Source organism: Candidatus Saccharimonadia bacterium (genome assembly GCA_035544015.1).
Classification (GTDB): domain Bacteria; phylum Patescibacteriota; class Saccharimonadia; order UBA4664; family UBA4664; genus UBA5169.
The window spans coordinates 351,659-366,271 of sequence record DATKIP010000093.1 but is presented as its reverse complement, the minus strand read 5'-3'; the positions used below and the strand labels follow the sequence as shown (position 1 = coordinate 366,271).

Here is a 14,613-nt window from a genome sequence, read left to right as displayed (position 1 = left end):
CATTGGGCCATCCCGGAGTGATCAGGCGAATGGAGGTTCACCCGGTGTTAGGCTATGCCCGGCGTGTGGCATTCAATGCCCCATTTTCCGCTCGGCAGCTGCTGTAGGGGTCCATCCACGGGGAAGTACTCGGCGGCGTCGTATTGCTCGTTGGTGTCGGGGTTTGAAAGCCGGCACTTCAAGAAGCCGATGTAGGAGCCTCTGGGGGCGCTGAGGCTAATGAACCCGACGGTTCCCGGCAGCGTGACGTCCCATTCGTCGTATGCAGTGTCGGGGTGCGTTGGGCCCAGGCCGTGGCCGTCGGCGTAGTACTCGACGACCAGGCCTTCGGGTGCTTCGGACCACGAGAGCCGGAATCGGATTTTGGGTCCGGTGGAGCAGTCGCCTTGAGGTTGGGAGCTGGTTTGTGCCACGGCGGAGCAGGTCTGCGTGTCGGGGTTGAGCCTAGGCAGTCCCCACAGAACGGCTGCAACGATGAGCACGGTCGTGACTACGCTGCGCATGCCTCGTCGTCGGGTTGATGGACGTTGCCCGGTCAAAACCACTGCACAATCCCTCCTGCGGTGGGTATGGGACGGGGCTTGCCACGCAAGCCGGGAACCATTGTATCGGAACTCTGTGGTTTTGACACGCCAATAATTGTGGTTGCAGGGCCATTAACTTGGGGATGACGCTAGATTTGTACGAGCCGAAAGTGGCTGATTATACCACGAGCATAATAAATTTACCCTGCGTGTTTTGACGAAATAGTGGTGGGTAGATGAGCTATCTGTTGGGATTTGAAATGGCGGCGGCTTGAGCGCCTGAGCTTGTGTATAAGTATTGGAGCTCGGTGAGCTGGCTGGCGGCCACGTCTTGGGCTGCTTGGAGAAACCAAAGATATACCAGAACGCCGATTATGAGTACGACAGCTTTCTTCATGGTATTCCCTACCGTATCTGGTGGAGGTGGAGGATGCAAGCGTGGAGCGGGTTGGGCAAGAGCCCAGGACGGCCCGGCGGTGGGCCGTCCTGGGCTATGGTGCCTCGTGGAGCTCAGCTCGATTTACCGGGCCACGCACAACGCTCCGCCCGTGCGATCCACCGGGTAGACGATGCCGATGGGCAGGTCATGTTCGTCATGGATGCTGCAGCTCATCTTTGGGGTGCGGGGCTCGGGCGTTTTGGGGGCAATGCGAAGCATTACGCCGGGGCCCGGGGTGGATACCCAACTATCGAAGTTACCGAAGGGGTCCTCGGAGGGGGTTGGGTCGGGAGCGGAGCCCAAGACGATGACGGTAATGACAACCCGAACGTGGGGTTTGCCGGGCTTGGCCGGCAGGTCCCAGTGGCCTTGCAGATGGAACCATCGCTCTTCGGGCCCCGTGGCGACCGGTGCGCTCGTGATGGCACTGGGCTCGGTGCTGACTGTGGGCTGCGGCACGACCGAGAGGTGCCGGGTGGGTCGTGCGGCTGGGGGTGTGGCGGATTGGCTGGTTGGCAAGTTGGTTCCGATGCCGATCGCTAGCGCGCCGGCAAGGATGACAAGCAGCGTTTGGCGCAGCCTACTGGGGGCGCGCTGAGCGGTGGTACGCACGGATGTTCTCCTCGGGCATCAAGGGTGGAGGGTTTCATGCTGGCGTGCCCCAAGATGACACTTCGGTGTGCCATCCTGGGGCCGGCGTCTCACGCCTCGTGAAGGCAGCTAGGGCTTGGGCCGCAACGGGTAGTAGCAGGTGACCCCGTCGTTGATATGGTCGTCGTGGATGCCGGGCTGTTCGTCGACCGGGATTCCGTTCGGACCGAAGATTTTGCAATACATCGTATAGTGCTTGTCTTGCGGGTTGACCGGCCTGATGTTGAGTACCACCTCGTCGCCTGGAGCGACCACGTGTGGTTGGTTCCAGTCGTAGAGGTTGCCGGGGAAGGTTTCTGGCAAGGGGATCGCATGGCCGTTGGTGGTGATGGTGATCTTGACGTCACCATCTACGCTGTTCCAGTTGCCGCCGAGTTCGATGACTTCGGCGGTTTGGGTAGTGGTAGGGGTGGCGCCGCTGTGGGGTGCGGATCGATTGCTGGGTGCGGAGAGGGCTTGGAGTCCGAGGATCAGGAGCCCTATGGCAATAATCGCCCACACGGCCTTGGATCTCTTGCCTGATCGAGGCCTGGTGGGGGTACGAGTGAGCACAGAAGTCCTCCGGTGGTGGATTGTGGGGTGCTGCGGGGCTGGACGCGAGACGACTTAATTTTACGGCATAATGTCGGATTTTTAATATCAATGCAGGGTGCGGGTGGGCCGCAATGGCGCAACGCTGCGCCATTGCGGCCTCTGCGCCGGGGCGTTGTGCCTCGGCGGGGTGTCTCGGGTGGCGTGAGGGACTACTCGCCGGAGATTATTTCGCAGTGGGCGTGGCCCTTTGGGCCCGTGCCGGACTGGGGTACTCCGACGAGGTTGGCAGGTACGGCGTTGGCCCTGAGATTGGCCGGGTCGGTGATGCGGTAGAAGGCGCACGCGACTTTGGCTGTCGGGTTAGCGTCGCCGACCCCGGTGATGTCGATTGTGAGTGGGTCGCCTTCGAAGGCGGTGAGTAGGCCGGTCCAGCTGGCTTCGCGCTTGCCGCGAGAGAACGGGAGTATATTGCCGCTAATCGGCCCGACTTGGTACTGGGCGCCCATAGCGTAGCCGGTTTTTGTGGAGGTGCCGTAGTACGTGTGGACATGCCGAAGAGCGGTGGTCTGGGAGCCGGGTGGGGTGGAGCAGTCGCTGGAGGCCGATGCGGGCTTGGTGGTGGCCGGAGTAGCGGGGCCCGGTGCGGACTTGCAGGTCTTGGTGCCGGTTGAGTTGGCGATCACTATGGCTCCGATCGCTAGTATTGAGACCGTGACCACGGGGCCACCGATCCGAGCAATCACTCCGCGCCGGGCGGTGCGAGTCATGTTGTCTGCCTCCTGGGGCAAAAGTTGGGATGGAAAGAAGCCTCACGTTGTACGAGACGTGAATTATTCTACTGGATTTTTGCTTAAAAGGGTTTTTGAGGTTTGGCCTCGGGACGGCGCGGATTTCAATAGATTTGGGGGTTCGGGGACGACGGTGATGCCGCCGTCCCCGAACCGGCTAGGGCGTGACTACCCACTTGCAGTGGGCAGATTCAAGCGCGTCGGGGGTATAGCCGTGTGGCGGATCCACGTGCCCCTCGATGCGTCGGCCGAACTTGATCTGGTAGATGAAGCAGCGCACGTTCGTGGGGGTGAATTCGTTTTCGAAGACCGGCGTGATAGAAAGCTTGATCTCGTCGCCGATTTCGGCGGGGACGGGAAACTCAAGCCCTTCGTGTTCGTGCCGGCCGTCGGTTATGGTGATTTCGCGCTGGTGGCCGATCCGGTAGCGGATGGTGACGCCGTCGGGGGCTTGCCGCCAGGCCAATCGGAGCACGATCTGACGCTCGCTGGGTGGCTGATGGGGCTTTGCGTGGCCGTGGTTGTGAAAGGGCTGCTAGAGCGACGGACGGGTGCTGGGGTTGGGACGATGGTGCGGGGGGCCGCGATGGCGCTGTTTTGCGCCATTGCGGCCCCCGTGCCGGGGTGCTGTGCCTCGGCGGGACAGTCTCGGATGTACGCGGTGCCCGGCTAGTGCTCGGGATCGAGTTCTGAGGCGTGCTTCCGCTTCCCGGCGGTGAAGTCCTTGCAAATTGCGCTTTGTCCGGTCGTGTTGGTGGCACGGGCCTGGACGTTGGACGGGATCATGCTGTCTTCCGGCTTGCTGGTGCTGACCAGGTAAACGACACAGCTCACAGAGGCGCCTTTGGTGAGCCCATGGACATCGTTGCAGGCCCAGGGGGGCGGCGTGATCTCGAGCGTGGGCTTGCTGCCGTTTGGCGCGGTGATCACGGTCTTCCAGCTGCTGGGGCCCTTGTCAGTGTCGAGGACGATCTGCTTGCGCGGGTGGCCATCTTCCAGGTAGTCGGTGTAGAGAATGTTGACTTCGTTGGGCTGGAAGCGAGTCCATTGGGCCAAGAAGACGTACCGGGTGCTCTCGGGGGCCGCGGCGGTTTGGGCTGCCAACTGGACGGCTGGAGCGGGGGCCGGTGCGGACTTGCAGGTCTTGGTGCCGGTCGAGCTCATGATCGCTACAGTGCCGGCTAAGAGCGCCACGACTGTGAACAAGAGGCCACCGATCCGGGCAATCACTCCGCGCTGGGCGGTGCGGCTCATTTTGTTTGCCTCCTGGGGCAACCGTTGGGATGGGAAGGACGTCTCAGGCTGTACGAGACGTGAATTATTCTACTGGATTTTTCCTAAATGTGCGGCAATAATGCCTCGTGTCTGCGCTGGCATGGAAGTCTCCATGAGTTCGGCGCGCAGTTCGGCGGCGCCGGGCCAGGAGTTGGCATAGATTTTGAAGAATTTCTTCAGGGTTTGGAACGACTTGGTACTCCCCCACTGCTCGTAGAGCTCGACGTGGCGGAGGAGGATGGCGAGGCGTTTTTGGGGGTCAGCGGTGGCCTGGGCGGGGTCGAAGATGAAGGGGTCGTGGAAGATGCCACGGCCGATCATGAGGCCGTCGACGCCGGTGTCTGAGGCCAATTGCAGGCCGTGGGCGCGGCTTTCGATGTCGCCGTTGCCGATGATCTTGGTGGGCACGGCCAGTTGGTTGCGTAGGCGCACTACTTTGGCGATTTCGTCCCAGTGCGCCGGGACTTTGCTCATTTCGCGCACGGTCCGGCCGTGGATGGTGAGGGCGGCAAGGTCTTGGCCGAGCAGGAAGCCAGCCCAGTCTTCGGTGATGGGTTGGCCGAGGCCGAGGCGAGTCTTGACGCTGACGGGCAGATGGGGCGCGCCGGCCTTGGTGGCGGCGATGATGTCGGCCGCGGCGTCGGGGTGGCCGATGAGGCCGCCACCGCAGCCGCGGGCTACAATCCCCTTCTCGGGGCAGCCCATGTTGATGTCGATGCCGGCGAAGCCCAGCGCGGCGATGTCTTGGGCGGAACGGTAGAAGCGCTCGGGGTCGTTGCCCCAGATTTGGGCCACGAGGTTGCTGGCGCTGCCGGGGGCGATGCGCAGGCGTTCGAGCGTGACGGTGCGGCCGGCTGATTGGAGGCCGTCCACCGAGACGAATTCGGTCATGAAGACGTCTGGTGGCGCGATTTCGGCTATGAGCTGCCGAAAAACCACGTCGGTGACGTCGTCCATGGGGGCTAGCACAAAGAACGGCTGCGGTAGCTGTTGCCAAAACTTCATTTTGATATTGTAGCAGGTATGGGCGCGGGTTCAAGCGGTGGTGCCCCGGGAACGGCACCGCTGTGTGGCGCCGTTCCCGGGTGGTGCGGGCGTCTCGTGCTCAGGCCGCTGGCGTTACTTGCGGTTGGGATACCGGCAATGAATAATCGGGGGGGGCCTCTTCTGCGGGAGTGGAGATTTCTCCGCTGAGAAAATTTGCTCGCACGATGCTGTTTTCGGGTGCATCGGGTGTGGTGAGGCGATAGATGCCGCAGGCCAGGCCGGAGTTGGGGTGGTGTTTGTGGGTGGCGTCTGAAGCCCCCACTCCCATGAGGACCCGGTAGTTGTTGTCTTTGAAATCTGGTATGTCGCCGGGTTGGGCGCCGATGGTGACGCCGTACCAGTGTCCTGTAGGTTGCGGCAGGCGAATGGTGCGTTCGGTCATTCCGAGCGGTGGCGGCGATACATTGATGCTGACGCCGGTCTCGTAGGGAACCCCGAAGAGATTGCTCCAGCCAGCCACGACCACGAAGAGCTCTCGGTCTCTGATGGATTTGGGGACTGGCGGCATCCGGGGGATGCAGTCGTTGGCTCCGACTACCACCACGCCGCTGTCGGCGGGATTGGGGGTGGCGACGGGGCAGGCGTCCGCATTGCTGCCGGGAAGCATCCGGCCAACTTGGGTGGTGCCGATGACCAGACTGGCTCCGATCAGCGCCATCACAAGAAGGCGTGCTTTCGCTGCTGTTCGGCTTCTCGACACGATGGATCCTTCCGATTGGGGTGAAGGAGCGCCTAGGTGGGTGGTGCCCCGAGAACGACGCTGGAGGGCGCCGTTCTCGGGTGGTGCGGGTGTCTCGTGCCGCTGGTGCTAGAGGGGAATGCTGCATTCCAAGGTCGGGTTGCGTAGAGGCCGGTCGGGGTGGAACTCTTTGTGCTCCAGCCGGTGTTGACTGGCAACATTTCCGGGTGTGTCGAAGTTCGTTATGCGATAGATGGCGCAGGTCAAACGGCTGCCTACCCTGAGGTTGGCTTGGATGACCACCCTGACTTTCACCGGCTTCCCCTTACTATTCTTGATGGCAGGGTTGGTGTTGGCGGTGGTCAGGCCAAACCATAGGCCCTCATTGCCACTGACCTGGAAGAGCGAGTCCGTGGAGGCGAGGGGCGGAGGGACGACTCCGATGGTGGCGTTGGAGGTGCCCTTCCAGCCGGCTAGGACCAGGTATAGTTCTTGGTCGCGCTGGGCCCGGGTGACAGCCGGGAGCGCGGTAGCTCCCGGGAGGCAGTCGAACTTCGTGAAGCGGGCTCCGGGAATTCCGGAATGGGTTATTGGCTTCTGGCCACAGGATGACGGGCGGCTGTCGGAATCGTTGTTACCGGCTAGGCCTACTATGGCGATGAGGCCGATGACGAAGACAGCAGCTCCTGCGGCGCTGATCCCGCGTGTTTGCTGCTCGTTGGGCATGGAGTGGGAGCTCCCTTGGGTCGTGGATGTGAACGAGCTTTCCTGAGCGACACGAGACGAAATTATTGTAGTGCCAAGGATTGGTTTATGGCTAGCGAATAGTTGGTGGTGCCCCGGAGGAACGGTTCGTGGCCGTTCCTCCGGGCAGAGCGTCTCGTACCTGCGGATTACCGGGGTACCAGGCAGCGAGTTACATCACTGCCTGTGCCAGTGGTGATCGGGTCACTTCCGGCGATGCTGGCCTCGGCTGCGCGGAGTGTGATTTGGGTTCCGGTGAATGGAAAAACACGGCAGCTGGTCTGGGCCTGCTCGATCTTTCGCGGAGTCTTCTTCGCGCTCACTCCGACCGTGACCGCAAATTTGCTGGCGGCAGTGGGATTGGCCGTCGTGATGGCTACCCAGCGTCCTGCGTCGATGACCGGGGCGGAGTCGGCTACGAGTGGTTCGGGCGCGACCTTGATGTCCGGCCCCTCGGGTTTACCGTCGAGGCCGCTCCATTTCACCAGGACGACATAGAGCTTGGGATCGGGTTTGCAGGTCTTGGCTCCCGGCGGCGGAACACAGGTCGTTTGGGCCGGCTGCGGGCTCTCGCTGGGCAGGGCGGGATTCTTGCTAATGGTGACTTGCGAACCCAGCGTGATGACGCCAGCGAGGAGGATCAAAGACAGTAGGACGGCGCGGACCCGCCCTCTCGCTCGGCTGGGCGTGCTGGTGGTCTTGGTGGCCATGCATCCTGCTCTCTTGGACGGGAAACAACGAGACGGGTACCAGTGTAAATCATGCGGGAGCGGACAGCCAAATGCTTACCGCACCACCCATTGTCCGGCGCCGAGGTTGCGGACCTTGCCGGTGATTTCCATGAGGCTGATGATGTTGGCAAATTGGGCGGCGCTGAAATTGCCGCCGGCGATGAGGTCTTCGCTATTGCTGGCGCCGCCTTCGAGGAGCTCGAGGATTTTGGCTTCGTCGGGGCTTTGGGCCGACACGGGCACAGCCTCGCGGGCGTGGAAGCCCAGCGCTACGATGGCATCGGCCGTGGAAGTGATGGGGGTGGCAATATTGGTGCGGATCAGATTGTTGGGGCCGGCTGAGTAGACGGAGGTGATGTTGCCGGGCACGGCCATCACGAGCCGGTTGTATTTGGCGGCGCGGTGGGCGGTGATGAGCGAGCCGCTTTTGGTGGCGGCTTCGGTCACGATGGTGGCGGCGCACAGGCCGGCGATGAGGCGGTTGCGCTCCACGAAGTGGTGTTTGTGGGCCGGGGTGCCAATGTCGTACTCAGAAACCAGCGCACCGCCGGAGGCGAGAATCTCTTTGGCCAGGCCGCGGTGGCGGGGCGGGTAGATGCGGTCGAGACCGTGAGCTAGTACGGCCACGGTGCGGCCGCCGGCATCGAGGGCGGCGCGGTGAGCGATGGAATCCACGCCGATCGCTAGGCCGCTCACGATGACGGCGCCGGCCTTGGCCAACTCCCCTGCTATTTGGTAGGTGACGCGTTCGCCGTAAGCGGTGGGCCGGCGCGTGCCGACGACCGCTACCATGGAGTCTTTGGGCAAAGTTCCTAAAACGTTTATGCTTCTGGGCGGTTCGGTAATTTGCCTGAGTATATCTGGAAACGAGTTTGAGTTGTGAGAAATGTTAGAGATTTGCATAATTATTGTTGACAGAATCCGTAAAGTGTGTTAGCATCTTAGTTATGCCTGCAATGCGTAGGCAAGAACCACCTCAACATACCACTAATTCGCCTGTAAGAATATCTAAATGCACCCTCCTTTAGCTATTCACTGCAGGCGGATTAGTCCCTTCACACCCGTTACGCTATACGCGTTTCGCATAAAACGCCCCCGAGGTGAGGTTGAAGGGTGTAATAAAGACCCGAGCTTTTTCGTGCGGTGACCACCCACTGCGCGAATGAGTCTCGGGTCTTTATTTTGTTGGATTTATGTTCGGGTTCGGCGCCGGGGATGGGGCGTCGTTGCGCCATCCCCGGCGGTGTCTCGGCGCCGTCGCGATTGCTAGATCGAACAACTCACCGTTTCGCTGGCGTTTGTGGTAGCTCTACCTGGCGGATCCTCGGAGAGAGGGAAGGTGGCATGGGCGCTCATAACGGCTTTGATTCGGCACTGCAAGTGTGTAGGGATATGGGCGCCCCGCGCATTGGGCGCGGCAGTTAAGACGACGAGTTCGTTGTTGATGACCGTTATCCGTCGTTTCCAGAGGTTTCCGGTGGTTTCGCGCTTCTGGGCTTTCGCCGGGACCACGTACGGTATGGCGCCGATGGAGTAGGAAATGGAAATTCCAGACGGTGCGTGAACGCGCAAAACCTCGAGGTCGTAGGTGTATACCTGGTTGTCGTCCGGGCCGGGGGCGGCATCAATGACGGCGGTCGGGGTGGCGGATGGTTCAGGCTGACCGATGGGGTGGTTGCTGGTGATTACCACGGCGCCAAGCAACAGGCCGGCTGTGAGCAGTAGTCCGCCAAATTTTCGGCGTGTTGGGGTCTGAGTGTTGCCCATAGGTGGGGTCTCCTCGTGGTGAGAAATGGCTTGGGATGTGCAAGAACGCGGCTTGGGCCGAGACATTGTTTAGTGTAACGTATTGCGGCGGTTTGGTGCGGGTGGGCCACCCAGGACGGCGCGGCGGTGGGCCGTCCTGGGTGGTTTCGGCGGGGCTTGGCCTCGCCGGCGTGGACGTCTCGGTGATTAGTCGGGGTACGGGCCTGCGACGGGAGTCGAGCAACTCACCGACTGGTTGGCGTTTACCGTGGCTTTATGTGGTGGATCCTCTGCGACAAAACCACGTACCTCGCCTTTTCCGCGCACCACGATGAGCCAGATTTTGCACTGCATGTGCGTGGGCACGTGGGCGCCGCGGGTGACCGGGACAGCTCTTAGCAGAATCGTCTCGTCGTTGCGGGCGGTGACGCGTCGTTTCCAGATGTTTCCGGTGGTTTCACGGGCCTGATCGCTCGGTGAGACTAGATGCAGTACTGCGCCTATCGTGTAGGTGATGGCGATATCAGTCGGAGCGTTAACTCGATAAACCTCCAGGTCGTAGAGGTGGCTTCTGCGGTCACGTGGCCCTGGCTGGAAGCTTGGTCTTGGCTCGGCGTCGATGACGGCCGACGGTGTGGCGTGCGGGCTGGGCCGATTCGTAGGGGTGAGGTTGCCCGTGAGGGCTCCGATGCCGATGAGCAACGCGCCCACTACGAATACTGCTGCGGCGCTGTTTCGGCGGCGAGTTGGGGTTTGGGTGCCACCCATTGCGCTTCTCCTTAACGACGACAAGAGGCTTGGGATGTGCAAGAACGCGGCTTGGGCCGAGACAATGTTTAGTGTAGCGTATTGGAATAATTTTGGTTGTAAGGTGGTACACCCAGGACGGCTCGGCGGTGGGCCGTCCTGGGTGGTTTTTCCGGCGAAGGCGATGGGTTTCGCGGAATATATCTCGGCCGTGCCGGTCTAGCCCTTGATGCGTCGATTGGGGTTGGGGCCCCAGCCTACCAGCTTTTGACACCGGGCTAGTCCCTGTCGTCCGTCGTCGACCCACTGCAGGTCGATGATCTCGCCGCGCTGATCGGTGATGCTGCAGTTGAGGGTGCCGACGATGCCGTAGCGCGACGTGCGGCTAGTGATTACATCAATCGTCTCTTCAAAGGCGGCTGCGACGGTGAAGTAGGCGATGCCGTGTGGGCCTGGGTGCGGGGTTATGGGGGCGTTATAGGCATTGCCGCCGACGCTTATTTGGCTCTGTACGCCTGCGTCGTGGGCATTGATCCACCAGACGGACACGCTAAACAGGCGTTGGTCGGGGCGGCGGGGTGGGGTGGTTGTGGCGGCCTGGGGCGCCGGCGGCGGGCGGTGGCCGGTGATCTCGGGAGTGGCGACGCTGTTTGGCTTGGCCGCGGATCCGGTGTGGGGTGCGCTGGCGGGAGTGCCATGGGTGGCAACCGCAAGGAGGGCTGCACCGGCTGCCGCGAGGGCGATAAGTCGCCAGGGTGTGCGGCGTCCGGCCTGGATGGCTGACACGTAACCTCTTCCTCGAGCGTAGGCGGGTTGGCAGGGCGTGAGACAAAACAATTTTACGATAGCAAAGGCTTTTTGCGAATTGGCATCGGGTCTGGTGGTGAATTCATGTACGATAGGCGTATGAAACTTCTGGTATCGATGTTTCCGGGTTTGAGGGTTTTGGTCGTTGAGGAAATGGCGGCTCGTTTGGGTTTGGCGCCGGTGGCGACGGGCCGCGCGCGGGGTAGTGAGCTGGTGTGGGTGCAGACGAGTGATCCGGCTGGGTTGCTGGGACTACGGTTGGTTGAGGACGTGTTTGTAGTGGTGGAAACGATACCGTTGAGCGGCAAAACGGTGGATTTGAAGGCGGTGACGGCGGCGCTGGGGCGGCCTGAGGTGTGGGAGTCGGCACTGCGCGCGCAGGGCCACCTGGCCGGCCGGCCGACGCCGGCGCGAGTGGTGTTTCGGGTGGTAGCGCAGGCGGATGATGCGGCTTGGCGCGGGTATCGGCGGGTGGATTTGCAGCGGGCGGCGGAGGCTGGGGTGGGCCGGGCGCGTCCGGGTTGGCGGCTGAATGCAGGGGAAGCGCCGTTTGAGGTGTGGCTGCACCAGGTTGGTCGCAACCTTACCGTGAGCTTGCGTCTGACGAGCGGTGTGAATCGTGCTCGGGGCGGCCGGGCGGTGGAGCGGGCGGCAGCCTTGCGGCCGACGATTGCGGCAGCCATGGTGCGGCTGAGCGAACCGGCTGACGATGACGTGTTTTTGGACCCGTTGTGCGGCACGGGGACAATATTGCTTGAGCGGGCTTTGGCGGGGCGGCATGGTTTGCTGCTGGGTGGTGATATTGACGTAGGAGCGGTAAAAGCGGCGGTGGCTAATTTTGGCCCGCGCCACAAACCGGTGCGCATTGAACGCATGGATGCACGCAAGCTGCCGCTGGAAGACGCGTCGGTGGATAAATTGGTGACAAATTTGCCTTGGGGAAAGCAAATTGGTCGCCCTGAGGATTTGCCGGCGTTGTACGGGGGGATGCTGGCCGAGGCGGTACGGGTGGTGCGCCCGGGCGGTTTGGTGGTGGTGCTCACGAGTGAGGTGGGGGTGCTGGATTGGGCACTGAAGTCGCAACCGGGTTTTGTGGTGCGACGGCGAGTGACGGGGATCGAGGTATTGGGGCGGCCGGCGGAAATGAGGGTGCTGGCGCGGCGGTAGGACACCTGGGACGGCACGATGTTGGGTGCCGTCCCAGGTGCGAAGGCGTCCCGGCCTCAGCGCTGTTGTAGCAGACCGTCTAGAGCACAATCCAATGGCAATGGAGGCTTACGATAGGTCCTACTCGTTGCCATCGGGTGTCGTTTTCGTTTACTTGTTCCTCGATGGTTTCCCCGAGTGATTGGTGTATTCGAAAGATCAAACACCAGATGAAGTGGGCTCGGCTATTGGCTCCAGGATGGGCAAAAACGGTGAACGAAATCGTCTGCCCCTCGTGGGCAGTGACTGGCTGCTCCCATTGGTTCTTGACCTGGCTGCGGTCGGCCTGGGGGTCGGCGCCGCCGCCATGATCGCCATCGGGGGACGCGCTCCATTGGATGTCTTTGGCGCCACCTGGCAGTCGCCACATGGCCACGAGCTTGAATTGCTGGCTGTTGCCACCCTCTTCTTGGCCGGTTCGTGGTGGCAGGAGGTGGGTGACACCGGGGCTGACGAGGCTGAGGAAGCCGAGTAGCACTGCGAGTGCTATTATGCGGTGCCTGCGGCGTCGGGTGGTTTGGGCTCGCATGAGGGCTCCAAGTGGGTGTGAGGGTGGGGATGTGTAGGTGCGCTTTTTGGCTTTGGGACGTTGTTTTATTGTGGCGATTGATGGCGGGGTTGTCTAGCGAGGTTGGAGTGGCGCGGTACAGCTTCCTTTTTACACGAGGTCGAAGGTGGTGTCGGGGGCTGTGGGGTGGTCTAATTGATCGGCGACAACGCTAGCGGCGGTGGTGATAAGTATGGGTAATTTGGCTTGCTCATCGGGTGTGAAGGGTTTGAGCACATACACCTCGCTGGGTTCGGTGGTGCGGTCGTTGAGACTGATGCCGACTTTGACGCGCACGAAGTCGGCGCCGATGTGGCTCATGATGGAGTTTACGCCCTGGTGGCCGCTGCCGGAGGTGCCGGCGGTGCGGATGCGCAGGCGGCCAAAGGGGACGTCGAGGTCGTCGAAGATCACCCAGACATCGGCGGGGCGGGCGCGGTATTTTTGCATCAGGCGCTGCACGGCTTCGCCGGAGAGGTTCATCATGGTCTGAGGCTTGGCCAGGATGATTTTGTCTTCGGCAAGGGTAAATTCGGCTACTTCGGCTTGGAGTTTGGGCTCTTGGCGCCACTGGGGGGTGACGGAGGGCGGGCTGATTTTGCCGATTAGTGAAGAGTTGAATTCGTGGATCTGGGTAGATTGGAGCTTTTTGGCGAGCTCGTCTGTGACCATGAAGCCGAGGTTGTGGCGGGTGTGGGCGTAACGTTTGCCAATGTTGCCGAGACCGATGATGAGTTTCACGGAGTTTTCCTGAGTTTTTCGACTTTAAAGCCCTTGCTCTTCCCGCTACCGCCGCCGCGACGGATGTCGTCGCCGTGCTTGTGGCGGAATTCGAGGCGGATGGGGGTGCCGCCGAAGTCCCACTCGGTGCGGATGTTGTTTTCGAGATAGCGGCGATAACCGAAATGAATGAGATCGGGGTAGGTAGTGAAGAAGGTGAAGGTGGGTGGTTGGGCACCGGTTTGGGTGCCATAGTTGATTTTGGGCAGGCGGCCTTTGAGGCCGGACGGCGGCTGCTTGGTGACGAGCTTTTCAATGAGGCGGTTGAAGGGGCCGGTGGGGACCTCGGTGCGGCGGCGTTCGTCGATCTGGACGGCCAGCTCCATGAGCTGGTTCACGTGTAGGCCATGGGTGGCCGAGGTGTAAACGAGCGGTGCCCACCAGGCGAATTGGAATTCGTTGCGCAGGAGCACGGTGAGGCGGTCTTGGGTTTTGTCGTCTTTGTCGGGTACGGCGTCCCATTTGTTCATGGCGATGATGAGGCCTTTGCCGGCGTCGAGGATTTGCCCGGCGAGATTGAGGTCGCCGGCGACTTGGCCTTCGATGCCGTCCATCACGAGCACGCAAACATCGGCTTCGTGGATGGCGTTGAGGGTGCGCAGGGCGCTGAATTTCTCAATCCCCTTTTCGATCCGGCCGCGGCGGCGGATGCCGGCGGTGTCGAGCAGCTCGATTTCGCGGCCTTTGTATTTGATGATTTCGGAGGCGACGTCGCGGGTGGTGCCGGGGGTGGCGGATACGACGGCTTTTTGCTTGCCGATGAGGGCGTTGAGCAGGCTGGATTTGCCGACGTTGGGCCGGCCGACGAGCGCGAGCTTGAGGGGCGCGGCGGCGTCGGGCTCGGGGGCGTCGGTGATGAGCTCGGTGATGGCGTCGAGCAGGTCGCCGGTGCCGCGGCCATGGATGGCCGACACGCCGATGACGGTGGGGATGCCCAGACGGCGCCAGGCTTCGAGCTCGGCGCCGGCGGCCGTGTCGACCTTGCCGAGGGCCAGGATGACTGGTTTGCCGGATTTGAGCGCTAGGCGCGCGGCGGTTTGGTCGTCGGCGGTGATCATGGTGGCGGCGTCGACGACCACGACGATGACGCTGGCGGCCTTGGCCATTTGGCGGATCTGGTCTTGGGCTTGGAGCTCAATATCGCCGGCGCCTTTGGATAGGCCCGCGGTGTCGACGAGTGTGAAATGTTTGCCACGCCACGCTATCTGACCGTAATTGGCGTCGCGGGTGGTGCCGGGCGTGTCGTGGGTGATGGCGCGTCGGGTGCCGATGAGCCGGTTGAACAGGCTGGATTTGCCGACGTTGGGCCGGCCGACGATGGCGACGAGGGGGGTGCTCATAGGCTGCCTCTCAGGGTGGCATCGGTGG

General features: G+C 61.9%; 19 protein-coding genes. 2 read left to right on the top strand and 17 right to left on the bottom strand.

Going from position 1 to position 14,613, the window contains the following annotated elements:
• Positions 1-47: 47 nt before the first annotated feature.
• The 15 genes from VMT30_08410 to VMT30_08340 form a co-directional block, all read right to left on the bottom strand.
• Positions 48-503, bottom strand: a complete 456-nt coding sequence (locus VMT30_08410; GenBank protein HVQ44948.1) for a hypothetical protein — start codon at positions 501-503, stop codon at positions 48-50.
• A 262-nt stretch (positions 504-765) separates the two neighbouring features.
• On the bottom strand, positions 766-921 hold the full coding sequence (locus VMT30_08405) for a hypothetical protein (GenBank protein ID HVQ44947.1): 156 nt from the start codon (positions 919-921) through the stop codon (positions 766-768).
• Between the two features lie 123 nt (positions 922-1,044).
• A complete protein-coding gene (locus tag VMT30_08400) occupies positions 1,045-1,575 on the bottom strand; it encodes a hypothetical protein (protein ID HVQ44946.1) in 531 nt (176 codons plus the stop codon).
• Positions 1,576-1,683: 108 nt separating this feature from the next.
• Positions 1,684-2,166 carry a hypothetical protein gene (locus VMT30_08395; protein ID HVQ44945.1) on the bottom strand — a complete coding sequence of 161 codons (483 nt, stop codon included), beginning with the start codon at positions 2,164-2,166 and terminating at the stop codon, positions 1,684-1,686.
• A 191-nt stretch (positions 2,167-2,357) separates the two neighbouring features.
• Entirely contained in the window at positions 2,358-2,915 is a 558-nt protein-coding gene (locus tag VMT30_08390) for a hypothetical protein (protein ID HVQ44944.1), read from the bottom strand.
• 178 nt (positions 2,916-3,093) lie between these two features.
• Positions 3,094-3,411 carry a hypothetical protein gene (locus VMT30_08385; GenBank protein HVQ44943.1) on the bottom strand — a complete coding sequence of 106 codons (318 nt, stop codon included), beginning with the start codon at positions 3,409-3,411 and terminating at the stop codon, positions 3,094-3,096.
• 194 nt (positions 3,412-3,605) lie between these two features.
• Complete coding sequence (locus tag VMT30_08380; protein HVQ44942.1) at positions 3,606-4,190, bottom strand: hypothetical protein; 585 nt, start codon at positions 4,188-4,190, stop codon at positions 3,606-3,608.
• Between the two features lie 69 nt (positions 4,191-4,259).
• On the bottom strand, positions 4,260-5,216 hold the full coding sequence (locus tag VMT30_08375; protein ID HVQ44941.1) for a tRNA-dihydrouridine synthase: 957 nt from the start codon (positions 5,214-5,216) through the stop codon (positions 4,260-4,262).
• Positions 5,217-5,316: 100 nt separating this feature from the next.
• On the bottom strand, positions 5,317-5,958 hold the full coding sequence (locus tag VMT30_08370; GenBank protein ID HVQ44940.1) for a hypothetical protein: 642 nt from the start codon (positions 5,956-5,958) through the stop codon (positions 5,317-5,319).
• A gap of 108 nt (positions 5,959-6,066) precedes the next feature.
• On the bottom strand, positions 6,067-6,663 hold the full coding sequence (locus tag VMT30_08365; GenBank protein ID HVQ44939.1) for a hypothetical protein: 597 nt from the start codon (positions 6,661-6,663) through the stop codon (positions 6,067-6,069).
• 167 nt (positions 6,664-6,830) lie between these two features.
• Positions 6,831-7,391 (bottom strand): hypothetical protein, encoded by a 561-nt coding sequence (locus VMT30_08360; GenBank protein HVQ44938.1) that lies wholly within the window; start codon positions 7,389-7,391, stop codon positions 6,831-6,833.
• A 75-nt stretch (positions 7,392-7,466) separates the two neighbouring features.
• Positions 7,467-8,315 (bottom strand): DNA-processing protein DprA, encoded by an 849-nt coding sequence (gene dprA / locus VMT30_08355; protein ID HVQ44937.1) that lies wholly within the window; start codon positions 8,313-8,315, stop codon positions 7,467-7,469.
• Between the two features lie 363 nt (positions 8,316-8,678).
• Positions 8,679-9,179, bottom strand: coding sequence for a hypothetical protein (locus VMT30_08350; protein ID HVQ44936.1), 501 nt, complete (start codon positions 9,177-9,179; stop codon positions 8,679-8,681).
• 186 nt (positions 9,180-9,365) lie between these two features.
• Positions 9,366-9,926, bottom strand: a complete 561-nt coding sequence (locus tag VMT30_08345; GenBank protein ID HVQ44935.1) for a hypothetical protein — start codon at positions 9,924-9,926, stop codon at positions 9,366-9,368.
• 198 nt (positions 9,927-10,124) lie between these two features.
• The gene (locus tag VMT30_08340) at positions 10,125-10,691 is read right to left on the bottom strand and encodes a hypothetical protein (GenBank protein ID HVQ44934.1); all 567 of its coding nucleotides are present in this window, start codon (positions 10,689-10,691) and stop codon (positions 10,125-10,127) included.
• A 120-nt stretch (positions 10,692-10,811) separates the two neighbouring features.
• Here VMT30_08340 and VMT30_08335 point away from each other — a divergent pair, with 120 nt between their 5' ends.
• The gene (locus VMT30_08335; GenBank protein ID HVQ44933.1) at positions 10,812-11,879 is read left to right on the top strand and encodes a methyltransferase domain-containing protein; all 1,068 of its coding nucleotides are present in this window, start codon (positions 10,812-10,814) and stop codon (positions 11,877-11,879) included.
• A 238-nt stretch (positions 11,880-12,117) separates the two neighbouring features.
• On the top strand, positions 12,118-12,393 hold the full coding sequence (locus VMT30_08330; GenBank protein HVQ44932.1) for a hypothetical protein: 276 nt from the start codon (positions 12,118-12,120) through the stop codon (positions 12,391-12,393).
• A 183-nt stretch (positions 12,394-12,576) separates the two neighbouring features.
• Here the strand turns inward: VMT30_08330 and pth are convergent, their stop codons facing one another.
• Together pth and der are read right to left on the bottom strand one after the other, a co-directional pair.
• Entirely contained in the window at positions 12,577-13,206 is a 630-nt protein-coding gene (pth, locus tag VMT30_08325) for an aminoacyl-tRNA hydrolase (protein ID HVQ44931.1), read from the bottom strand.
• Positions 13,203-14,585, bottom strand: coding sequence for a ribosome biogenesis GTPase Der (gene der, locus VMT30_08320; protein HVQ44930.1), 1,383 nt, complete (start codon positions 14,583-14,585; stop codon positions 13,203-13,205). Before der ends, pth begins: the two co-directional genes overlap by 4 nt.
• Positions 14,586-14,613 lie beyond the last annotated feature (28 nt).

Bases quoted from the DNA above. Each gene is read 5' to 3' on its own strand.
- VMT30_08410 (HVQ44948.1), bottom strand. From the start codon at position 503: ATGCGCAGCGTAGTCACGACCGTGCTCATCGTTGCAGCCGTTCTGTGG.
- VMT30_08405 (HVQ44947.1), bottom strand. From the start codon at position 921: ATGAAGAAAGCTGTCGTACTCATAATCGGCGTTCTGGTATATCTTTGG.
- VMT30_08390 (HVQ44944.1), bottom strand. From the start codon at position 2,915: ATGACTCGCACCGCCCGGCGCGGAGTGATTGCTCGGATCGGTGGCCCC.
- VMT30_08380 (HVQ44942.1), bottom strand. From the start codon at position 4,190: ATGAGCCGCACCGCCCAGCGCGGAGTGATTGCCCGGATCGGTGGCCTC.
- VMT30_08375 (HVQ44941.1), bottom strand. From the start codon at position 5,216: ATGAAGTTTTGGCAACAGCTACCGCAGCCGTTCTTTGTGCTAGCCCCC.
- VMT30_08365 (HVQ44939.1), bottom strand. From the start codon at position 6,663: ATGCCCAACGAGCAGCAAACACGCGGGATCAGCGCCGCAGGAGCTGCT.
- VMT30_08360 (HVQ44938.1), bottom strand. From the start codon at position 7,391: ATGGCCACCAAGACCACCAGCACGCCCAGCCGAGCGAGAGGGCGGGTC.
- dprA (HVQ44937.1), bottom strand. From the start codon at position 8,315: ATGCAAATCTCTAACATTTCTCACAACTCAAACTCGTTTCCAGATATA.
- VMT30_08350 (HVQ44936.1), bottom strand. From the start codon at position 9,179: ATGGGCAACACTCAGACCCCAACACGCCGAAAATTTGGCGGACTACTG.
- VMT30_08345 (HVQ44935.1), bottom strand. From the start codon at position 9,926: ATGGGTGGCACCCAAACCCCAACTCGCCGCCGAAACAGCGCCGCAGCA.
- VMT30_08335 (HVQ44933.1), top strand. From the start codon at position 10,812: ATGAAACTTCTGGTATCGATGTTTCCGGGTTTGAGGGTTTTGGTCGTT.
- VMT30_08330 (HVQ44932.1), top strand. From the start codon at position 12,118: ATGGGCAAAAACGGTGAACGAAATCGTCTGCCCCTCGTGGGCAGTGAC.
- der (HVQ44930.1), bottom strand. From the start codon at position 14,585: ATGAGCACCCCCCTCGTCGCCATCGTCGGCCGGCCCAACGTCGGCAAA.